Source organism: Enterobacter cloacae complex sp. GF14B (genome assembly GCF_004136805.1).
Lineage (GTDB): Bacteria > Pseudomonadota > Gammaproteobacteria > Enterobacterales > Enterobacteriaceae > Enterobacter > Enterobacter hormaechei_C.
Map to the genome: position 1 here is coordinate 1 of NZ_QFRV01000085.1, position 16,168 is coordinate 16,168.

Here is a 16,168-nt window from a genome sequence, read left to right on the forward strand (position 1 = left end):
AGGCCATCCATCGGGTGCTGGTGCACCACGCCCCACTCGGTGCGCAGCAGGCGGCGGCGCTCGGCTTCGCTCATGCCATACAGCGACACGCCCTCATACAAAATGTCGCCATTCTGCGGCGTCAGGCGCGCGGAGATGGACTTCAGCAGGGTGGTTTTACCGGAGCCGGACTCGCCGACAATGCCCAGCACTTCGCCCGGCCACAGCTCAAACGACACGTCGCTAAAGCCTTTGCCCGGCGCATAAAGGTGAGTCAGGTTATTAACCGAAAGCAGCGGTTTCATTGGCTGTTCGCCTCGCTCTGTTGGCGGCAGTAATCGGTGTCGGAGCAGACAAACATCCGTTTGCCCGTGTCGTCCAGCACCACTTCATCCAGATAGCTATGCTTCGAACCGCAGATGGCGCACGGCTCGTCCCACTCCTGCACCGTAAACGGGTGATCGTCAAAATCCAGGCTCTCCACACGGGTGTACGGCGGTACGGCGTAGATGCGTTTTTCCCGTCCGGCACCAAAAAGTTGCAGGGCGGGCATCATGTCCATCTTCGGGTTATCGAATTTCGGGATCGGCGACGGGTCCATCACGTAGCGGCCGTTCACCTTCACCGGATAGGCGTAGGTGGTGGCGATATGGCCGAAGCGGGCGATGTCCTCATACAGTTTGACCTGCATGATCCCGTACTCTTCCAGGGCGTGCATGGTGCGGGTTTCGGTTTCCCGCGGCTCGATAAAACGCAGTGGCTCCGGGATCGGCACCTGGAAAATCAAAATCTGATCTTCAGTCAGCGGGGTCTCCGGAATGCGGTGACGGGTCTGGATCAGCGTCGCGTCTTCGGTTTTTTCAGTGGTGTTGACGCCCGTTACGCGCTTAAAGAAGTTGCGGATCGACACGGCGTTGGTGGTGTCGTCTGCCCCCTGGTCGATGACCTTCAGCACGTCCGCTTCGCCGATCACGCTGGCGGTGATCTGAATACCGCCGGTGCCCCAGCCGTAGGGCATCGGCATTTCGCGGCCGCCGAACGGCACCTGGTAGCCGGGGATCGCCACAGCCTTAAGGATGGCGCGGCGGATCATGCGTTTAGTTTGCTCGTCCAGATAGGCAAAGTTGTAGCCGCTTAAGTTAGCCATTGGCGCGCTCCCGTTGCAGGCGTTTCAGCAGTTCCAGTTCGGCCTGGAAATCGACGTAGTGCGGCAGCTTGAGGTGCGAGACAAAGCCGGCGGCCTCAACGTTATCCGCGTGGGCCAGCACGAACTCTTCGTCCTGTGCCGGGCCTGCAATATGCTCGCCGTAGTCCGGCGCCTGGAGCGCACGGTCAACCAGCGCCATCGCCATCGCCTTGCGCTCGCTCAGGCCATACACCAGCCCGTAGCCGCGGGTAAAATGCGGATCTTCATTCTCTGGCGCGACAAAACCGTTGACCATTTCGCACTCGGTCATCAGCAGTTCGCCGATGTTCACCGCAAAACCCAGCTCTTCCGGCACAATTTCGACATCGAGATAACCGCTGCGGATCTCTGCCGCGAACGGGTGGTTGCGCCCGTAGCCGCGCTGCGTGGAGTAGGCCAGCGCCAGCAGATACCCTTCATCGCCGCGCATCAGCTGTTGCAGGCGGGACGAGCGCGAACAGGGATAGACCGGCGGCGTGCGAGTGATGTCATCCGGTGTGCTGCCGGTGTCTTCTTCCGCCTTCGCCAGCCCCTGGTTTGCCAGCAGGCTAAAGACGTGCGGGGAGGCGTCTTGTTCAGCGTCAGAGACGCTGAGCTGCGGTGTTTCACCGTTCGCCAGTAGAGTGAAGTCCAGCAGGCGATGGGTGTAGTCGTAGGTCGGACCAAGCAGCTGGCCGCCAGGAATATCTTTGTACACCGCAGAAATACGGCGCTCTAAACGCATTTCCGCCGTTTTCACCGGCTCGCTTACCACCAGCTTCGCAAGCGTAGTGCGGTAAGCGCGCAGCAGGAAAATGGCTTCCACGTTATCGCCGCTGGCCTGTTTCAGCGCCAGCGCCGCCAGCTCGCGGTCTGCGATGCCGCCTTCGGTCATCACGCGGTCGACGGCCAGGTTTAACTGCTGTTCAATCTGGGCGACGCTCAGCTCGGGTAAGGCGTCATCCCCCCGGCGTCTGTGCTCCTGCAAGGCATGGGCGGCGGCAATCGCCTTCTCGCCCCCTTTGACGGCAACGTACATCAGCACACCTCCACGTGAGTTGTTCTCGGGATCGCCAGCAGGCGCTCGCCGCAGGTCAGGATCAGGTCGATACCGAGCGGGAACGGATGCGGGCGCTCGGTCAGCTCATGAATGATGCACTCCGGCAGCTGGGGGGCGACCATCCGCTCGTCGGCGATCCCTGCCCCCGTCAGGCGTAGCATGCGGCCACCGCTCAGGCTGGAGACCTGCAAAATCAGCGTAGCGCTGGTTTCCGGTGCGACGGCGCTGCCTTCGCTCAGGGCATTAAGTTGTTCATGGCTGATTTGCTCGTCGGCCACGGCGAAGACCGCCTGCTGGGGCTGCTCGACCAGCGGCGCGTTGGTGTGAAAGCGCAGGTTCTGGCTGGCGATATCGTTCAGCAATGCCCCTGATAGCCATACCGGGGTGTCGTTGTCCGCCAGCGTCAGCAGCACGCTGGTAGAGGCGAGGTTCAGCGGCAGCCAGCCCTGGGAGAGCTGGTGCAGCGAGACAATGACGCCCGGCTCGCTCATGGCTTTCAGCAGTCGACGGAAACTCTGTTGGGCATCCTGGACGGCCAGGGTAAAAGCAGGTTGAAGCGTCATGCGTTGTCTCCGCGAACGAGCGTAAAGAAGTCGACCCGGCTGGTATTTACTTCGGCCTGACGCGCGGCAAGGCGTGCGGCGCGGTCAGCTTCCAGCGGGGCAATAAGGGTTTCCATTAACGTCTGAAAATGCGGCTGTTCCTGTAAAAGCGCGTCGATCGCTGCGCAGCGCTCGGCGTGCGTTTTGTCGCGGCCAAGTACGTAGCCGTAGCCCAGCGTGCCGCTTTTCAGGCGGATCACCGCGCGGGTGAGGGTGGCATCGCCGGCGAAGAAGCGCTCGCCGGTGCCGCCCATGCGTGCCTGGATCTGCACCAGGCCGATCTCCGGCGCGCGGATCGTGTCGTAATCCGGCGTCAGGCCGAGCGCGTTCATGCGGGCAGCCAGCGCAGCAGGCTGGCTGTGGGCCAGCACGCGCATCCAGCGCTGACGAGTGGAGGTGTCGAAGTGCATTCAGTGCTCCATGGTAAATTCAATCATGTCGGCGCGGGTCAGGCTGACGGAGTATTCCGTTGCGTTGACGTCGCCGTCACGGTGGTTGAGGGTGCGCACGCAGAGCAGCGGGGCCATGTTGGGGATCTCCAGCACCTTGCTCTCTTTCGCCTGCGCGCGGCGGGCGCTGATGCGCGTCTGGGTGCGTTTGAGCACGATACCCGTCGCGTCCTGAAGAAAATCATGCAGGGAACCGCTGGCGAAATGTTGCAGAACGGGCCAGAGGGTGAGGTCCGCGAAGTAGTGGTCGATCTGACAGACCGCCACGCCGTTCACCCGGCGCAACGTGCGCAGGTGAACGACGTTGTCGCCCTCCTGAATCCCCAGCGCGTCCGCCACGTGGCGGGAGGCCGGGCGCAGGACAGACAACAGCTTTTCGCTGGTGGGGTGGCTGCCCTGATCGAGAAGGTTCTGGCTAAAACGCGCCTGGGCATTAAGCGGGTAGTCAAACGGACGCATCAGCACCAGCACGCCGACGCCCTGACGACGCTGGACCCAGCCGCGCTCCACCAGTTGATCGATGGCACGACGCAGGGTGTGACGATTCACTTCGTAGCGGTCGGCAAGCTGCTGCTCGGCAGGCAGGTAGTCTCCGCAGCGATAGTGCGTGCGCAGCTCCACTTCGAGCTTTGCCGCAATCTCTTGCCAGCGGGTGGGGTAACTGGTCGGATGTCTGGATAAGTGCATACCAATCAAAGCCTCGCTTCTCAGATGAAGTGCTTACGCAAACGTTGAGAGAGGAAATCCAGCAGGCTGACGGTGACGATGATGAGCACCATCAGGGCGCAGGTTTGCTGGAACTGGAAACCACGAATCGCTTCCCACAGGGTGACGCCAATGCCGCCTGCGCCCACCATGCCGACCACGGTGGCGGAGCGAACGTTGGACTCGAAGCGGTACAGGGAATAGGAGATGAGCAACGGCATCACCTGCGGCAGGACGCCGTACAGGATCTCTTCGATTTTGTTCGCTCCGGTTGCCCGGATGCCTTCCACCGGGCCGGGCTCGATGGCTTCAACCGCTTCGGAGAGCAGCTTGGAGAGCACGCCGGTGGTGTGGATGAACAGCGCCATCACGCCCGCGAACGGACCCAGGCCGACGGCGACCACGAATAGCATCGCAAAGACCATTTCGTTGATGGCGCGACAGGCGTCCATCAGGCGGCGCATCGGCTGGTAAACCCACCATGGCACGATGTTTTCGGCGCTCATCAGGCCAAATGGAATGGAGAGGATCACGGCGAGGGCGGTGCCCCAGACGGCAATTTGCAGGGTGATCGCCATTTCACCGAGGTAGTCCTGCCACTGGCTGAAGTCCGGTGGGAAGAAGTCGGCGGCGAAGGTCGCCATGTTGCCTGAGTCCCTGAAGAGCAGCAGCGGATCCATCTCCGCGCCCTTCCAGGAGATAACGAGCACCGCCAGCAGAACAGCCCAGCTTATGAGCGAGAACCAGCTGCGTTTTGGCGGCGGGAGGGTGATGGTTTGCATGTTGGCTCCTTTGGGTTTAGTCCCCTCTCCCTTGAGGGAGAGGGAGAAAGTCGTTACTGCACCGCTTTATTCACGCTGGTCATGGCGCCGAGCGCGGCGGTCAGGCGGTCAAGATCGTCCAGCTGCGCCTGAATTTCCGACACTTTGCTGTTCTTCTCTTCGTCCTTCAGGCCTTTGTTGTCCTTCACGCCCTGCATCTGCTTGAACAGCGCCAGCTGGCGAATCGGCACCAGTTGCAAATCGCTGGACGCGCGGAACGGTGCCCAGCCCAGACGTGCCAGAACCGCTTTCTCTTCCGGCGTTTTGCCGTAGTTCATAAAGAAGTCGTAGACCTTGTCCTTGGTGTTCTCGGAGAGGTTTTTGCGCCACACGATCGGGTCGCCCGGGATCAGCGGTGATTTCCAGATAACCTTGATTTCCTTCAGCTTTTCCGGCGCGGAGGTCTTCAGCTTGTCGAGGTTTTCAGTGTTGTTGGTAGCAACGTCAACCTGCTTATTCGCCACGGCCAGGGCATTGGTTTCGTGGCTGGCGTTAACCGTGCGCTTAAAGTCGCTGGCGGAGACGTTGTTTTTCGCGAAGACGTAGTAGCCAGGGACGAGGAAGCCGGAGGTAGAGTTCGGGTCGCCGTTACCAAAGGTCAGCTCTTTGCGTTTGGCGAGCATGTCGTTGAGGTTGTTGATCGGGCTGTCTTTGTTAACGATCAGCACGCTCCAGTAGCCCGGAGAGCCGTCTGCCGCAACGGTCTGGGCGAACACCTGGCCGTTCGCGCGATCTACCGCTTCCATAGCAGAGAGGTTGCCATACCAGGCGATGTCGACTTTGTTGAAGCGCATTCCCTGAATGATGCCCGCGTAATCCGGGGCGAAGAACGCGTTCACTTTGATCCCCAGTTTGGTTTCCATATCTTTCAGGAACGGTTCCCACTGGGGTTTCAGGTTCTGCTGTGATTCTGTCGAAATGATGCCAAAGTTCAGTGCTTTTTCCTGCTCCTCGGCGTGGGCCGGGCTTAACAGGGTGCTGATGCTGAACATGCTGGTGAAGGCCAGCGCGGCAACCGTTTTATAGCTCATTTCCATTCCTCGTTATGGGTCGTTATGCAGCCTGCGCGCGCTCTTCGACGCGGTTTACGCTGCGGTAGAGATGGTCAAAACGTTCGTTATCAAACTGGTGGCTTGCGCCATCAAAGAACACATGTCCCTGACGCAGGGCGACGATGCGCTCGCAGTAGCGCAGGGCGTAATCCACCTGATGCAGCGTCACCACCACGGTGATGCCGTCGTTCTGATTGATGTCGCGCAGGGTTTCCATCACGATGCGGGCGGACTCCGGATCCAGCGAGGCGATAGGTTCATCGGCCAGGATAATTTTGGCTTTCTGCATCAGGGCGCGGGCAATGGCGACGCGCTGCTGCTGTCCGCCGGAGAGCGTGGAGACGCGCTGGTGGGCGAAATGCGCCATGCCGACGCGGGTCAGCGCCTGTAAGGCTTCTTGCTTCTGGGATGGGGAGAACCAGCGCAGGCAGGTGCGCCAGAACGGGGTGCTGCCGAGCGCGCCAATCAGCACGTTCTCGAGCACGGTCAGGCGGTTCACCAGGTTGAACTGCTGAAAGATATAGCCCGTCTGAGCGCGGCTTTTGCGAATATCGCTCGCCAGACGCCCCGCATGTTGCACGGTGTTCCCCAGCAGTTCGACGCGGCTTTCCGGCGTTTTGTCACAGGTAATCAGGCCGCTCAAGTGACGAAGAAGGGTGGATTTACCTGAACCAGACGGCCCCAACAGCGCCACCATTTCGCCCTGCTGGACGGTCAGATCAACGGCATGCAGCGCCTTGTTGTGATGGAAGGTTTTGCTCAGTTTCTCGACGCGAATGACAGTTTGCATGTGCCCGGCCTCACGATAAATGTGGCCTCATGCTGGCGCATCAATATGACATTCAGGTTAAGTGTTGGTTGCGGGAGTTTGAAGAGTTGAGGGGAGTTTGATGACAATCACCCTAGGCCCGGCCAGCGCAGCGCCACCGGGCGCTGTTGCCGGATGCGCTGCGCTTATGCGGCCTACGATTTAACGACGTTAATCATCCACGGCACGCCGTATTTATCGGTGACTTTCCCGAATCCGTGCGCCCAGAAAGTCTCCTGCCAGGCCATTTCGACATTGCCGCCATCAGAGAGGTTGTCGAACCAGCGTTTGCCTTCATCCACGTCCTGCGTGTCGAGCACCAGCGTAAATCCGGCGTACTGCGTGCTGCTACCGGGTGGCAGACCATCGCTCATCATGATATCGCTTCCGGCAATGCGGACATTAGAGTGGGCGATGGCGGTATCCGGGAAGTTCATGCCTGACGGACAGCCTTCTTCGCTGTTTTCGTCTTTGGGCATTTCGCCGAAGGTGATTTTGTAGAGGAGTTCTGCGCCGACGGCCTGCTGATAGAAGGCGGCCGCCTCCGCACAGTTGCCGGCGAAAGAGATGTAGGGACTTAACGGCATAATCTTTACCTCACGTAAGAAAAGCCCGTTAAGTGTAGTTCCCGAACGCCCGGTAAGCGAAGCGTCACCGGGCGGGACAATCAGTTCTTTTTCACGAACTCAGATTTCAGTTTCATCGGACCGAAGCCGTCAATTTTGCAGTCAATATTATGATCGCCTTCAACCAGACGGATATTTTTAACTTTAGTGCCGATCTTCAGCATGGAGGAGCTGCCTTTTACCTTAAGATCTTTCACAACGGTAACGCTGTCGCCGTCTGCCAGCAGGTTGCCATTCGCGTCTTTCACGATCAGCGCATCGCTGTCCTGCGCAGGCTCCGCATCGTTCCATTCATGGGCGCATTCCGGGCAAACGAACATGCCATTGTCTTCATAGGTGTATTCAGAATTGCATTTCGGGCAGTGTGGAAGTTGCATGTGGGTATCCTCAAAAGTGTTAACACGCTGGAAAACGCCAGCTAAATGACGGCAGTGTGCCGAAAAAGGCAGCGAGTATAACGCAAATCCCCACTTTTGTCGGTGATATTGTTTTATAAAAATAGCGCATAAATGCGCAAGCGATGACACGAACTGTCAGTGAATTAAGGGAAGCGTATGCCCTGAACGGCAGAGATCGTAATCATGCTAAATGTATCGAATATTTTATTACAGCAAATTGCTACGCTGTGCCATTTCGGATAAGGTGAAGGAACAAGCCGTTATTTATCTACCCTCCTCTGACGACATACATCTTTTGGCGTCAGGGAATACCTCTCTTTTTTGGTGGGTAAATAACGATGATATATCCTGATGTTTCCTGAAAATGCGTTTTGTCTATTCACTTTTGGCTTTCTGGCCAGGGGATGTTTTACACGTATTACGAGGGTGGGTTTTAAATTCTCATTATCTTCAGTTAGTTGTATTAAATGAACATGTTTTCCATACGTGATCATATAAGCCTGAAAAGTATAATTAAAACATCGTGGCTTAATAAAAGTAATAAATTTGCGTTAAGGGAAGGCTTTTATCATGCACACACAGACCATATTTGAATTAAGCCAGGAAGCTGAACGTTTGTTACAGCTCGCTCTGAACAATCTTGATTCATTAAAATCTATGCCGATTGCAAAACTGGATAGCACAACCGCTGCCATGAGCGGCGTTAATAACAACGTTTTGCCATTGCATTTTAGCGCACGAGGTGTCGACGCTCAGCAGGCGATGCTGAATAATGAATTACGCAAAATAACCCGCCTCGAAATGGTACTGGCGATTGTGGGTACCATGAAAGCGGGAAAATCGACCACCATTAATGCGATTGTGGGCACGGAAGTGCTGCCGAACCGCAATCGTCCGATGACGGCGCTTCCCACGCTGATCCGCCATACGCCGGGCCAGAAGGAGCCGGTGCTGCATTTTTTGCACGTTTCGCCCATCGATACCCTGATTACCCAGTTGCAGAAAAAACTGTGCGATAAAGATCGCGGCAAGCTGGCGCGGCGTCTGGAAATCGACAAGGACATGAATACGCTGCTGGAGCGCATAGAAAGAGGTGAGGCGTTTGAAAAACATCACCTGGGCGCGGAGCCCATCTTTCATTGTCTGAAAAGCCTGAACGATCTGGTGCGGCTTTCTCAGGCGCTGGGCGTGGAGTTTCCGTTCTCTGAGTATGCCGCGATTGAACATATTCCGGTGATTGAGGTGGAGTTTGTGCATCTCGCCGGTCTGGATGCGCACCTGGGGCAACTGACGCTGCTCGACACGCCGGGGCCGAACGAGGCCGGTCAGCCGCACCTGCAAAAAATGCTCAATGAGCAGTTGGCGCGCGCCTCCGCCGTTCTGGCGGTGATGGACTACACCCAGCTTAAATCCATTTCTGATGCTGAGGTTCGTCAGGCAATTTCGGCTGCCGGGAAATCCGTGCCGCTTTACGCCCTGGTCAACAAATTCGATCAGAAAGATCGTAATAGCGACGATGAAGAGCAGGTGCGGGCGATGATTTCCGGCACGCTGATGAAAGGGAATATTTCTCCGGGGCAAATTTATCCGGTCTCTTCCATGTGGGCCTATCTGGCAAACCGCGCCCGCTATGAGATGAACGTCCATGGGCGCCTTCCCGATCATCAGGATCAGCGTTGGGTACAGGATTTTGCCGAGGCCGCGCTGGGCCGCCGCTGGCGAACGGCCGACCTGGACGATATTGACCATATTCGCCATGCGGCGGATCTGCTGTGGGAGGATTCGCTGTTCGAACAGCCCATCCGCAAACTGATTTACGCGGCTTACGCCAACGCCTCACTGTTCGCTTTACGGTCGGCATCGCATAAGCTGCTGAACTATGCGCAAAATGCCAGAGAATACCTGGACTTTCGCCATCAGGGACTGACGGTCGCTTTTGATGAGCTGGAGCTGAATATTGCGCGCCTGGAAGAGGATATGACGATGCTGCGTCAGCGGCAGAGCGTGGTGAGCGATGAGGTCCAGCATGAAGTTGAAGAGGCGCTCAACGCAACGGATGCTTTTCTGCTTCGCCAGAAAGATGAACTTCACCAGGCGCTGGGCGACATTTTTAGCCGCCCGTCTATTCTTGACTTAGCAGGCCGCGAGCCATCCAGTTTGCGTGAAGACGACGCGGATGCGATCCAGCAGCTGGTGCTTGACGATGAAGGGCAGGCGCAGATTGTCCTGAGCAAGATCCGATCGTCATGCGAGCAGATTATGCTGAATGCGCAGAGCAGAATTGGCCGGGAGCTGGCGTTACGCTTCGATCAGCTGGAGTCTACGCTCGCCCGATCGTTGAATGAGGCGATGCGACCCATCGAGACGCGAATTAAGGAACAGCTCAGTCATGCCGGATTTCGGGCGCGGATTAGCTTCCCGGCGTTTCAGGCAAACCAGCTTAATTTCAATACGCGCGGGTTATTTAATGATGCCATTGTGCAGGACACCCCTCCCGCCAGTCAGCCAGCAGGGGCAGGCAGCGTACGTAATACCGTCTCGCGCTGGCTCAATAATCCCGGCTGGGGCTGGGAGGAGTATGTCGTGACGCGCACACGCTATGTCATCGACATCGCTCAGCTTCATGGCAAATTTACGCAACATACCGATCAGTTTTGCGATCAAATTCGTAAAGCTTTGGCCGCGCAGGTCGATGTCTCTGTTACGGCAGGTATGGCAACGTTCTTTGCAGAGTTTTCGTTGTGCCTGACCGGGTTACAGGAAAGCTTGCGTGATAGCCTTGCCGTTCGGCAGCAGAATGAGCATTCAACCCGGGCGCTTAGCCAGTTGTTGAAGCAAAGTATGACCACTGCGGCGTGGATTCAGGAAGATACCCGACTGTTACGCGATGATATTCAAACCTTATTCGCGGCAGAGCAACCATGACAACACAGCTACTGGACGGTCCCGGGCGGACGCTGGAGTGTATTCATCCAAAATTTATGGTCGATTTGGTCCAGGGGGCGGATGCTGCACGTCACGCCCTCCTGGGGCCACAGCAACTACAATTTCGTGAGCGTTTGACGCAGGAGATCATTACGCAGACCCGGCTGCGGCCGTGGGCAATGGCGGGAATGCTCAACGAAAATGCAGCACTGCGGCTGGGTCTGGCGGAGAAACTTGCCGGTATGCTCGACCCCGGACACCTTGCGCTGACCCGTATGTCCGACAGGCTGGTAGCCCTGCGCCAGCAGGTGAATCCACGCCTCCCTCAACCTCCCGGATTGTTGCAACAGTACGAGGAGCTCTCCGCACATTTCAACCAGCGTGCCGCCTATAAAGAGAAAGCGCTCGCGCAGCGCGGTCTTACGGTTCAGGCGGGTGAGCACAGCGAGCAAATTTTTACCCGCTGGCGAGCCGGGCAGTATGACGGCTGGTCGCTGGCTGGCCGCTGCTTTATCGTGCTGGAAGAGTTGCGCTGGGGGGCGTTTGGCGATGCCTGTCGTCTGGCGAATAGTGATGTGGCGGCCATGCTGAAAGATAACCTGCGCAGCATGGCCGCAAATTATCTGGCACAGGAGATTAATGCTTCTCCCACCACCCGGCATTTTTACCATCAGTGGCTGACGACGCCCGCTTCTCCCGGTCTGATTGATTATAAAGATATGCTGGGCTGGCTGGGGGACTGGTGTCAGGCGGAAAAACATCCGGTGAGCTGGTCAGTGACGCAGAGCTGGCAAACGGTCGCGCTGGGGATGCCAAGACTCTGTTCGGCAAAACGGCTTGTGGATGGCATGGTGGAAGAGATATTTGGTACGTGATTGCCCCCCCTCTTTTTAAAGAGGGGGGCGAAAGGGTTAGTGGTGCATTTCTACCGCTTCATGTTCTGTCCGGGACTCAGGCACATGCCCAAAGCGTCTGGCGTACAGTGCCGTGATGATAGGGACCAGAATTGCCGTCACAATCACGCTGGCGGCAACCAGAGCCGTGGCGGAAGCGGCTACGGGTTCAAAGGCCGGGTTAATCTGGGCGATAATCACCGGGTTGGCTACCGCAGCGCCTGCGGCCGAAGAGGCGGCCACACCCGCGGTTCCGTTGCCGCCCCCGATGACGCGGTCTGCAATAATCAGCGGAATACCCGTGATGACGATGACGGCAACACCCAGCACAATACCCAGCAGGCCGGTTTCCAGAATTACGTTCAGGTTGATGGTATTGCCCAACGCGAAGCCGAAGAACGGGATCAGTACCGGGGTGGCTTTGCTGAAGAAATCGCGCAGATCGTGATCGAGGTTACCCAGCGCAAAACCAATCAGGAACGGCAGGATCGCCCCGACAAAATGGTGTAGTTCAAAGGAGGCAAGGCCAGCAGAACCCAGAATCAACATCGTCATCAGTGGACCCGACTCCAGGGACATCAGCACGAACGCGCCCGATTCTTCTTTGGTGCCATATTGATTCATCAGGCTGGCATAGAGACCGCCGTTGGTCATATCCATTGCTGAGACAATGGCCAGAACGGATAATCCGGCGAAGAAGCCAGTCTGAATTCCATTCTCCGGAATGAACATCGCACAGATCATGGCAACAACCCAGGCGACCGCAATTTTAGTAATGACCAACGTCCCTGATTTACGTAATACCGTACCTGTTGCACGCAAGTTAATAGATGCGCCGATGCAAAAGAACCAGACTGCCAGAATCGGTACCGTTCCGGTGATCATACCTTTTGTAAAACCGCCAAAATAAGCACCGGTATTCGGGGCCAGCGTATTTAATATCGCGCCAAGTACCAGCGGGACCAGCATCATCCCGCCCGGGATGCGTTCTATAGTTGCTTTAATCTTCATCATTAACCCTCACATCTCGCCCGCGTGGCTGGCGGAAATCTCAAAAATAGATCAACAAATTCAAATGATTGCCTTTTTGGAGGCCAATCGATTCGTTACTTATGCTGTAAAGTGAAATTAAGGCGTTCAGTATTCCTTCATTTGAAAGCCGCTGAGATATCGTGTTCGGATTTATCATGCGATCTCTGGAATTGCGATTCAATCAAAACGAAACACTGTTTTAGTTATCTCCGTCACATATTGAATGGAAACAGGATTGCCCACGATTAATAATTAAATTTTGTGTAAATTCGCTGTGAAGAAATGTGATTGTATTTTGTTTGGGAATGAATAATAACGGGCGTTAAGATCTGTTTGATAAGGGGGTTGAGAATGACCTTACTTATCGTGAATTGACAAAAGCTGAAGGCATCTTACGAACAGGAAAAATATATGTGAAGTTGATCACATATATAAACGCTGGTAGGGTAAAAAGGTCTTTAACTGCCCAGACAGGCGTCAACAGGTTCGGTTGTATTGAGGTAAAACGTCAATGTAAGTAAACCTGCTACGCTTGAATAAGGAGATTCGCATGGAGCGGATCTCTGGTTCACAGCTTGCAAAATGCGCTGTGAAACGGACGGGGCTGAGTCTACGAGGAAAGCTATGCTTAGAAGGAAAAAAGTAAAACCCATCACGCTGCGCGATGTCACCATTATTGATGACGCGAAACTGCGCAAAGCGATTACAGCGGCCTCGCTCGGTAATGCGATGGAGTGGTTCGATTTTGGTGTTTACGGCTTTGTGGCCTATGCACTTGGTAAAGTGTTCTTCCCCGGTGCCGATCCCAGCTTGCAGATGATTGCCGCGCTGGGTACGTTCTCCGTTCCCTTCCTGATTCGCCCTCTTGGTGGTCTTTTCTTCGGCATGCTGGGTGATAAATATGGTCGCCAGAAAATCCTGGCTATTACCATTGTCATCATGTCGATAAGTACATTCTGTATCGGCCTTATTCCGTCGTATGCGACTATTGGTATATGGGCGCCGATTCTGCTGTTGATCTGTAAGATGGCGCAGGGCTTCTCCGTTGGCGGCGAATATACCGGTGCATCGATTTTTGTCGCCGAATATTCTCCGGACCGTAAACGCGGCTTTATGGGCAGCTGGCTGGACTTTGGTTCGATTGCCGGATTCGTCATGGGCGCGGGGGTTGTCGTTCTGATCTCAACCGTAGTGGGTGAAGAGAACTTCCTTGACTGGGGCTGGCGTATTCCGTTCTTCCTGGCGCTGCCGCTGGGCATCATTGGGCTTTACCTGCGTCACGCCCTGGAAGAGACGCCTGCGTTCCAGCAGCACGTTGAAAAGCTGGAGCAGGGTGACCGTGAAGGGTTACAGGATGGCCCGAAAGTGTCGTTCAAGGAGATTGCGACCAAACACTGGCGCAGCCTGCTGACCTGTATTGGTCTGGTGATTTCCACCAACGTCACCTATTACATGCTGCTGACCTACATGCCGAGCTACCTGTCGCATAACCTGCACTACTCGGAAGACCACGGTGTGCTGATTATTATCGCCATCATGGTAGGTATGCTGTTTGTGCAGCCGATTATGGGTCTGTTGAGCGACCGCTTTGGCCGTAAGCCATTCATTATTCTCGGCAGCGTCGCCTTGTTCGCACTGGCAATTCCGGCCTTTATTCTGATTAACAGCAATGTGCTGGGGCTGATTTTCGCCGGTCTGCTGATGCTGGCGGTGATCCTTAACTGCTTCATCGGGGTGATGGCTTCTACGCTGCCGGCAATGTTCCCGACGCATATTCGCTACAGTGCGCTGGCGGCAGCCTTTAATATCTCCGTTCTGATTGCGGGCCTGACGCCGACACTTGCTGCTTCACTGGTGGAGAGCACGCAGAACCTGATGATGCCTGCTTACTATCTGATGGTCATTGCGGTGGTCGGCCTGATTACCGGTATTACCATGAAGGAGACGGCGAATCGTCCCCTGAAAGGGGCAACGCCTGCGGCGTCTGATATTCAGGAAGCGAAAGAGATCCTGCGTGAGCACTACGATAATGTAGAGCAGAAGATTGAAGATATTGACGCAGAGATCGAGGCGCTCCAGAAAAAACGTTCTCGCCTGGTTGACCAGCATCCGAGAATTAACGAGTGATAAAAAAACCCGCCGCTGGCGGGTTTTCTTTTATTAGCATCCTGCGGCGATGTAGTCGCCGCCAGCGCTGACGGGGATCACCGTCAGGAACAGGACCGTCGCGAACAGTATCAGAACAACCCCTCCGGCAATTTTGACCATCGGCATTATCCAGTTCAGGGACGTGCCGCCACCAAACCAGGCTACTGTGCGTTCACGTGCGTAACGTACTGCCAGCGACAGCCCCATAATCGACAGCGCCGTGCCCAGCGACATTGTCATCACAGCAGCAATCCCCCAGCTAATAATGCCGAGCGCATTCGAGAACATCAGGATCATAATTGCCCCGCTGCACGGGCGTGCGCCTATGGCCAGCACCACGCCCAGACGGGTTTTCCAGTCGCTTTTAGCCAGATCCACCCCTACGCCGTGATGGCCGCAGCCACAATGTTCATTATGCTGGTGAAGCGGCTTGATGGCGCTAATCGCCATTTTGCGCGGACGCAGGCTGCTGAGCGCCTGATAAATGATAAATGCACCGAAGGCGGCAATCAGTAGGGCGCTGATTTTCTCGACGTACCAACGGCTGGTGCTGATATCCCCTGACGCGAGGTTCAATCCAACCGCCAGGATAAAGACAAAGGCGATTGCGCTGACGCCCTGCATCAGGCTACCGATAAACGGTACGACGCGCGCCGCGAGCTGGCTCTCTTTATTGGTGGTGAGATACGTGGTGACGATGAATTTGCCGTGTCCCGGTCCAACGGCATGGAGTACACCATAAAGAAACGCACCGGTTAACAACCACAGCCCACCGCTGTACTGATGATTATTAAGTTGCAGCAAATACATCACCAGATAACGGTGCAGGGTGATCTGGGTGGCGAGGCACCACTGAATAAAAGCATTCCAGTGCTCATGCAGTGCAAAACCTGCCATAAGTAACACCAGCACGGCGAGCCCGGCAGTTGGGAGACGCCAGTCACGTTGAAGTCGTTGTGTCGTCATGAGGTTGACCCGCGAGAGAAATATTTGCCGCTAGTATAGTGTTCAAATCGCTGGATCACACCGGGATCGTCAATGGATTGTGGATAAGTCTGTGCGTAAAAAGGTATAAGGCGGGGTTTTGCTGGGGAATACAGCAATCAGTCATTTTTTTGCAACTTTTCTGTTGCGGTCGCTCGGGAACTCCCTATAATGCGCCTCCATCGACACGGCGGATGTGAATCACTTCACAAACAACCCGGTCGGTTGAAGAGAAAAAATCCTGAAAATCAGGGTTGACTCTGAAAGAGGAAAGCGTAATATACGCCACCTCGCAACGGTGAGCGAAAGCCGCGTTGCACTGCTCTTTAACAATTTATCAGACAATCTGTGTGGGCACTCAAAGTGACATGGATTCTTAACGTCCTCGGACGAAAAATGAATACCAAGTCTCAACGAGTGAACACGTAATTCATTACGAAGTTTAATTCATTGAGCATCAAACTTTTAAATTGAAGAGTTTGATCATGGCTCAGATTGAACGCTGGCGGCAGGCCTAACAC

Annotated in this window: 16 protein-coding genes; 3 read left to right on the forward strand and 13 right to left on the reverse strand. The window is 55.7% G+C overall.

Annotation, left to right across the window (positions count from 1 at the left end; all coding sequences use genetic code 11):
• The 11 genes from DD606_RS20695 to DD606_RS20745 all read right to left on the reverse strand — a co-directional run.
• A partial coding sequence (locus tag DD606_RS20695) for an ATP-binding cassette domain-containing protein (RefSeq protein WP_129259059.1) occupies positions 1-284 on the reverse strand: 284 nt, incomplete at its 3' end.
• The gene (gene phnJ, locus DD606_RS20700; protein ID WP_006810438.1) at positions 281-1,126 is read right to left on the reverse strand and encodes an alpha-D-ribose 1-methylphosphonate 5-phosphate C-P-lyase PhnJ; all 846 of its coding nucleotides are present in this window, start codon (positions 1,124-1,126) and stop codon (positions 281-283) included. The genes DD606_RS20695 and phnJ, both read right to left, overlap by 4 nt.
• Entirely contained in the window at positions 1,119-2,183 is a 1,065-nt protein-coding gene (locus tag DD606_RS20705; RefSeq protein WP_045894777.1) for a carbon-phosphorus lyase complex subunit PhnI, read from the reverse strand. The genes phnJ and DD606_RS20705 overlap by 8 nt, the downstream gene beginning before the upstream one ends.
• Complete coding sequence (gene phnH, locus DD606_RS20710; protein WP_003860219.1) at positions 2,183-2,767, reverse strand: phosphonate C-P lyase system protein PhnH; 585 nt, start codon at positions 2,765-2,767, stop codon at positions 2,183-2,185. Before phnH ends, DD606_RS20705 begins: the two co-directional genes overlap by 1 nt.
• A complete protein-coding gene (gene phnG / locus DD606_RS20715) occupies positions 2,764-3,216 on the reverse strand; it encodes a phosphonate C-P lyase system protein PhnG (protein ID WP_003860217.1) in 453 nt (150 codons plus the stop codon). The genes phnH and phnG overlap by 4 nt, the downstream gene beginning before the upstream one ends.
• On the reverse strand, positions 3,217-3,942 hold the full coding sequence (phnF, locus tag DD606_RS20720) for a phosphonate metabolism transcriptional regulator PhnF (protein ID WP_003860215.1): 726 nt from the start codon (positions 3,940-3,942) through the stop codon (positions 3,217-3,219).
• Positions 3,943-3,962: 20 nt separating this feature from the next.
• Positions 3,963-4,742, reverse strand: a complete 780-nt coding sequence (phnE, locus tag DD606_RS20725; RefSeq protein WP_023302942.1) for a phosphonate ABC transporter, permease protein PhnE — start codon at positions 4,740-4,742, stop codon at positions 3,963-3,965.
• A 53-nt stretch (positions 4,743-4,795) separates the two neighbouring features.
• The gene (gene phnD / locus DD606_RS20730) at positions 4,796-5,812 is read right to left on the reverse strand and encodes a phosphonate ABC transporter substrate-binding protein (protein ID WP_023324026.1); all 1,017 of its coding nucleotides are present in this window, start codon (positions 5,810-5,812) and stop codon (positions 4,796-4,798) included.
• Positions 5,813-5,834: 22 nt separating this feature from the next.
• Positions 5,835-6,623 (reverse strand): phosphonate ABC transporter ATP-binding protein, encoded by a 789-nt coding sequence (gene phnC / locus DD606_RS20735; protein ID WP_003860210.1) that lies wholly within the window; start codon positions 6,621-6,623, stop codon positions 5,835-5,837.
• Positions 6,624-6,796: 173 nt separating this feature from the next.
• Positions 6,797-7,228 (reverse strand): VOC family metalloprotein YjdN, encoded by a 432-nt coding sequence (yjdN, locus tag DD606_RS20740; protein ID WP_023315239.1) that lies wholly within the window; start codon positions 7,226-7,228, stop codon positions 6,797-6,799.
• Between the two features lie 80 nt (positions 7,229-7,308).
• Positions 7,309-7,644: a zinc ribbon domain-containing protein YjdM gene (locus tag DD606_RS20745; protein WP_003860206.1), complete on the reverse strand. Its 336-nt coding sequence runs from the start codon at positions 7,642-7,644 to the stop codon at positions 7,309-7,311.
• A gap of 591 nt (positions 7,645-8,235) precedes the next feature.
• Here DD606_RS20745 and crfC point away from each other — a divergent pair.
• Complete coding sequence (crfC, locus tag DD606_RS20750) at positions 8,236-10,590, forward strand: clamp-binding protein CrfC (RefSeq protein ID WP_032608264.1); 2,355 nt, start codon at positions 8,236-8,238, stop codon at positions 10,588-10,590.
• Entirely contained in the window at positions 10,587-11,465 is an 879-nt protein-coding gene (locus DD606_RS20755; protein ID WP_003860203.1) for a diguanylate cyclase regulator RdcB family protein, read from the forward strand. Before crfC ends, DD606_RS20755 begins: the two co-directional genes overlap by 4 nt.
• A 36-nt stretch (positions 11,466-11,501) precedes the next feature.
• Here the strand turns inward: DD606_RS20755 and kdgT are convergent, their stop codons facing one another.
• Entirely contained in the window at positions 11,502-12,494 is a 993-nt protein-coding gene (kdgT, locus tag DD606_RS20760; RefSeq protein WP_003860201.1) for a 2-keto-3-deoxygluconate transporter, read from the reverse strand.
• A gap of 645 nt (positions 12,495-13,139) precedes the next feature.
• Here kdgT and proP point away from each other — a divergent pair.
• Complete coding sequence (gene proP, locus DD606_RS20765) at positions 13,140-14,642, forward strand: glycine betaine/L-proline transporter ProP (protein WP_003860199.1); 1,503 nt, start codon at positions 13,140-13,142, stop codon at positions 14,640-14,642.
• 33 nt (positions 14,643-14,675) lie between these two features.
• Here proP and DD606_RS20770 read toward each other — a convergent pair whose 3' ends face one another.
• Positions 14,676-15,629: a nickel/cobalt transporter gene (locus DD606_RS20770; RefSeq protein WP_032608267.1), complete on the reverse strand. Its 954-nt coding sequence runs from the start codon at positions 15,627-15,629 to the stop codon at positions 14,676-14,678.
• Positions 15,630-16,168 lie beyond the last annotated feature (539 nt).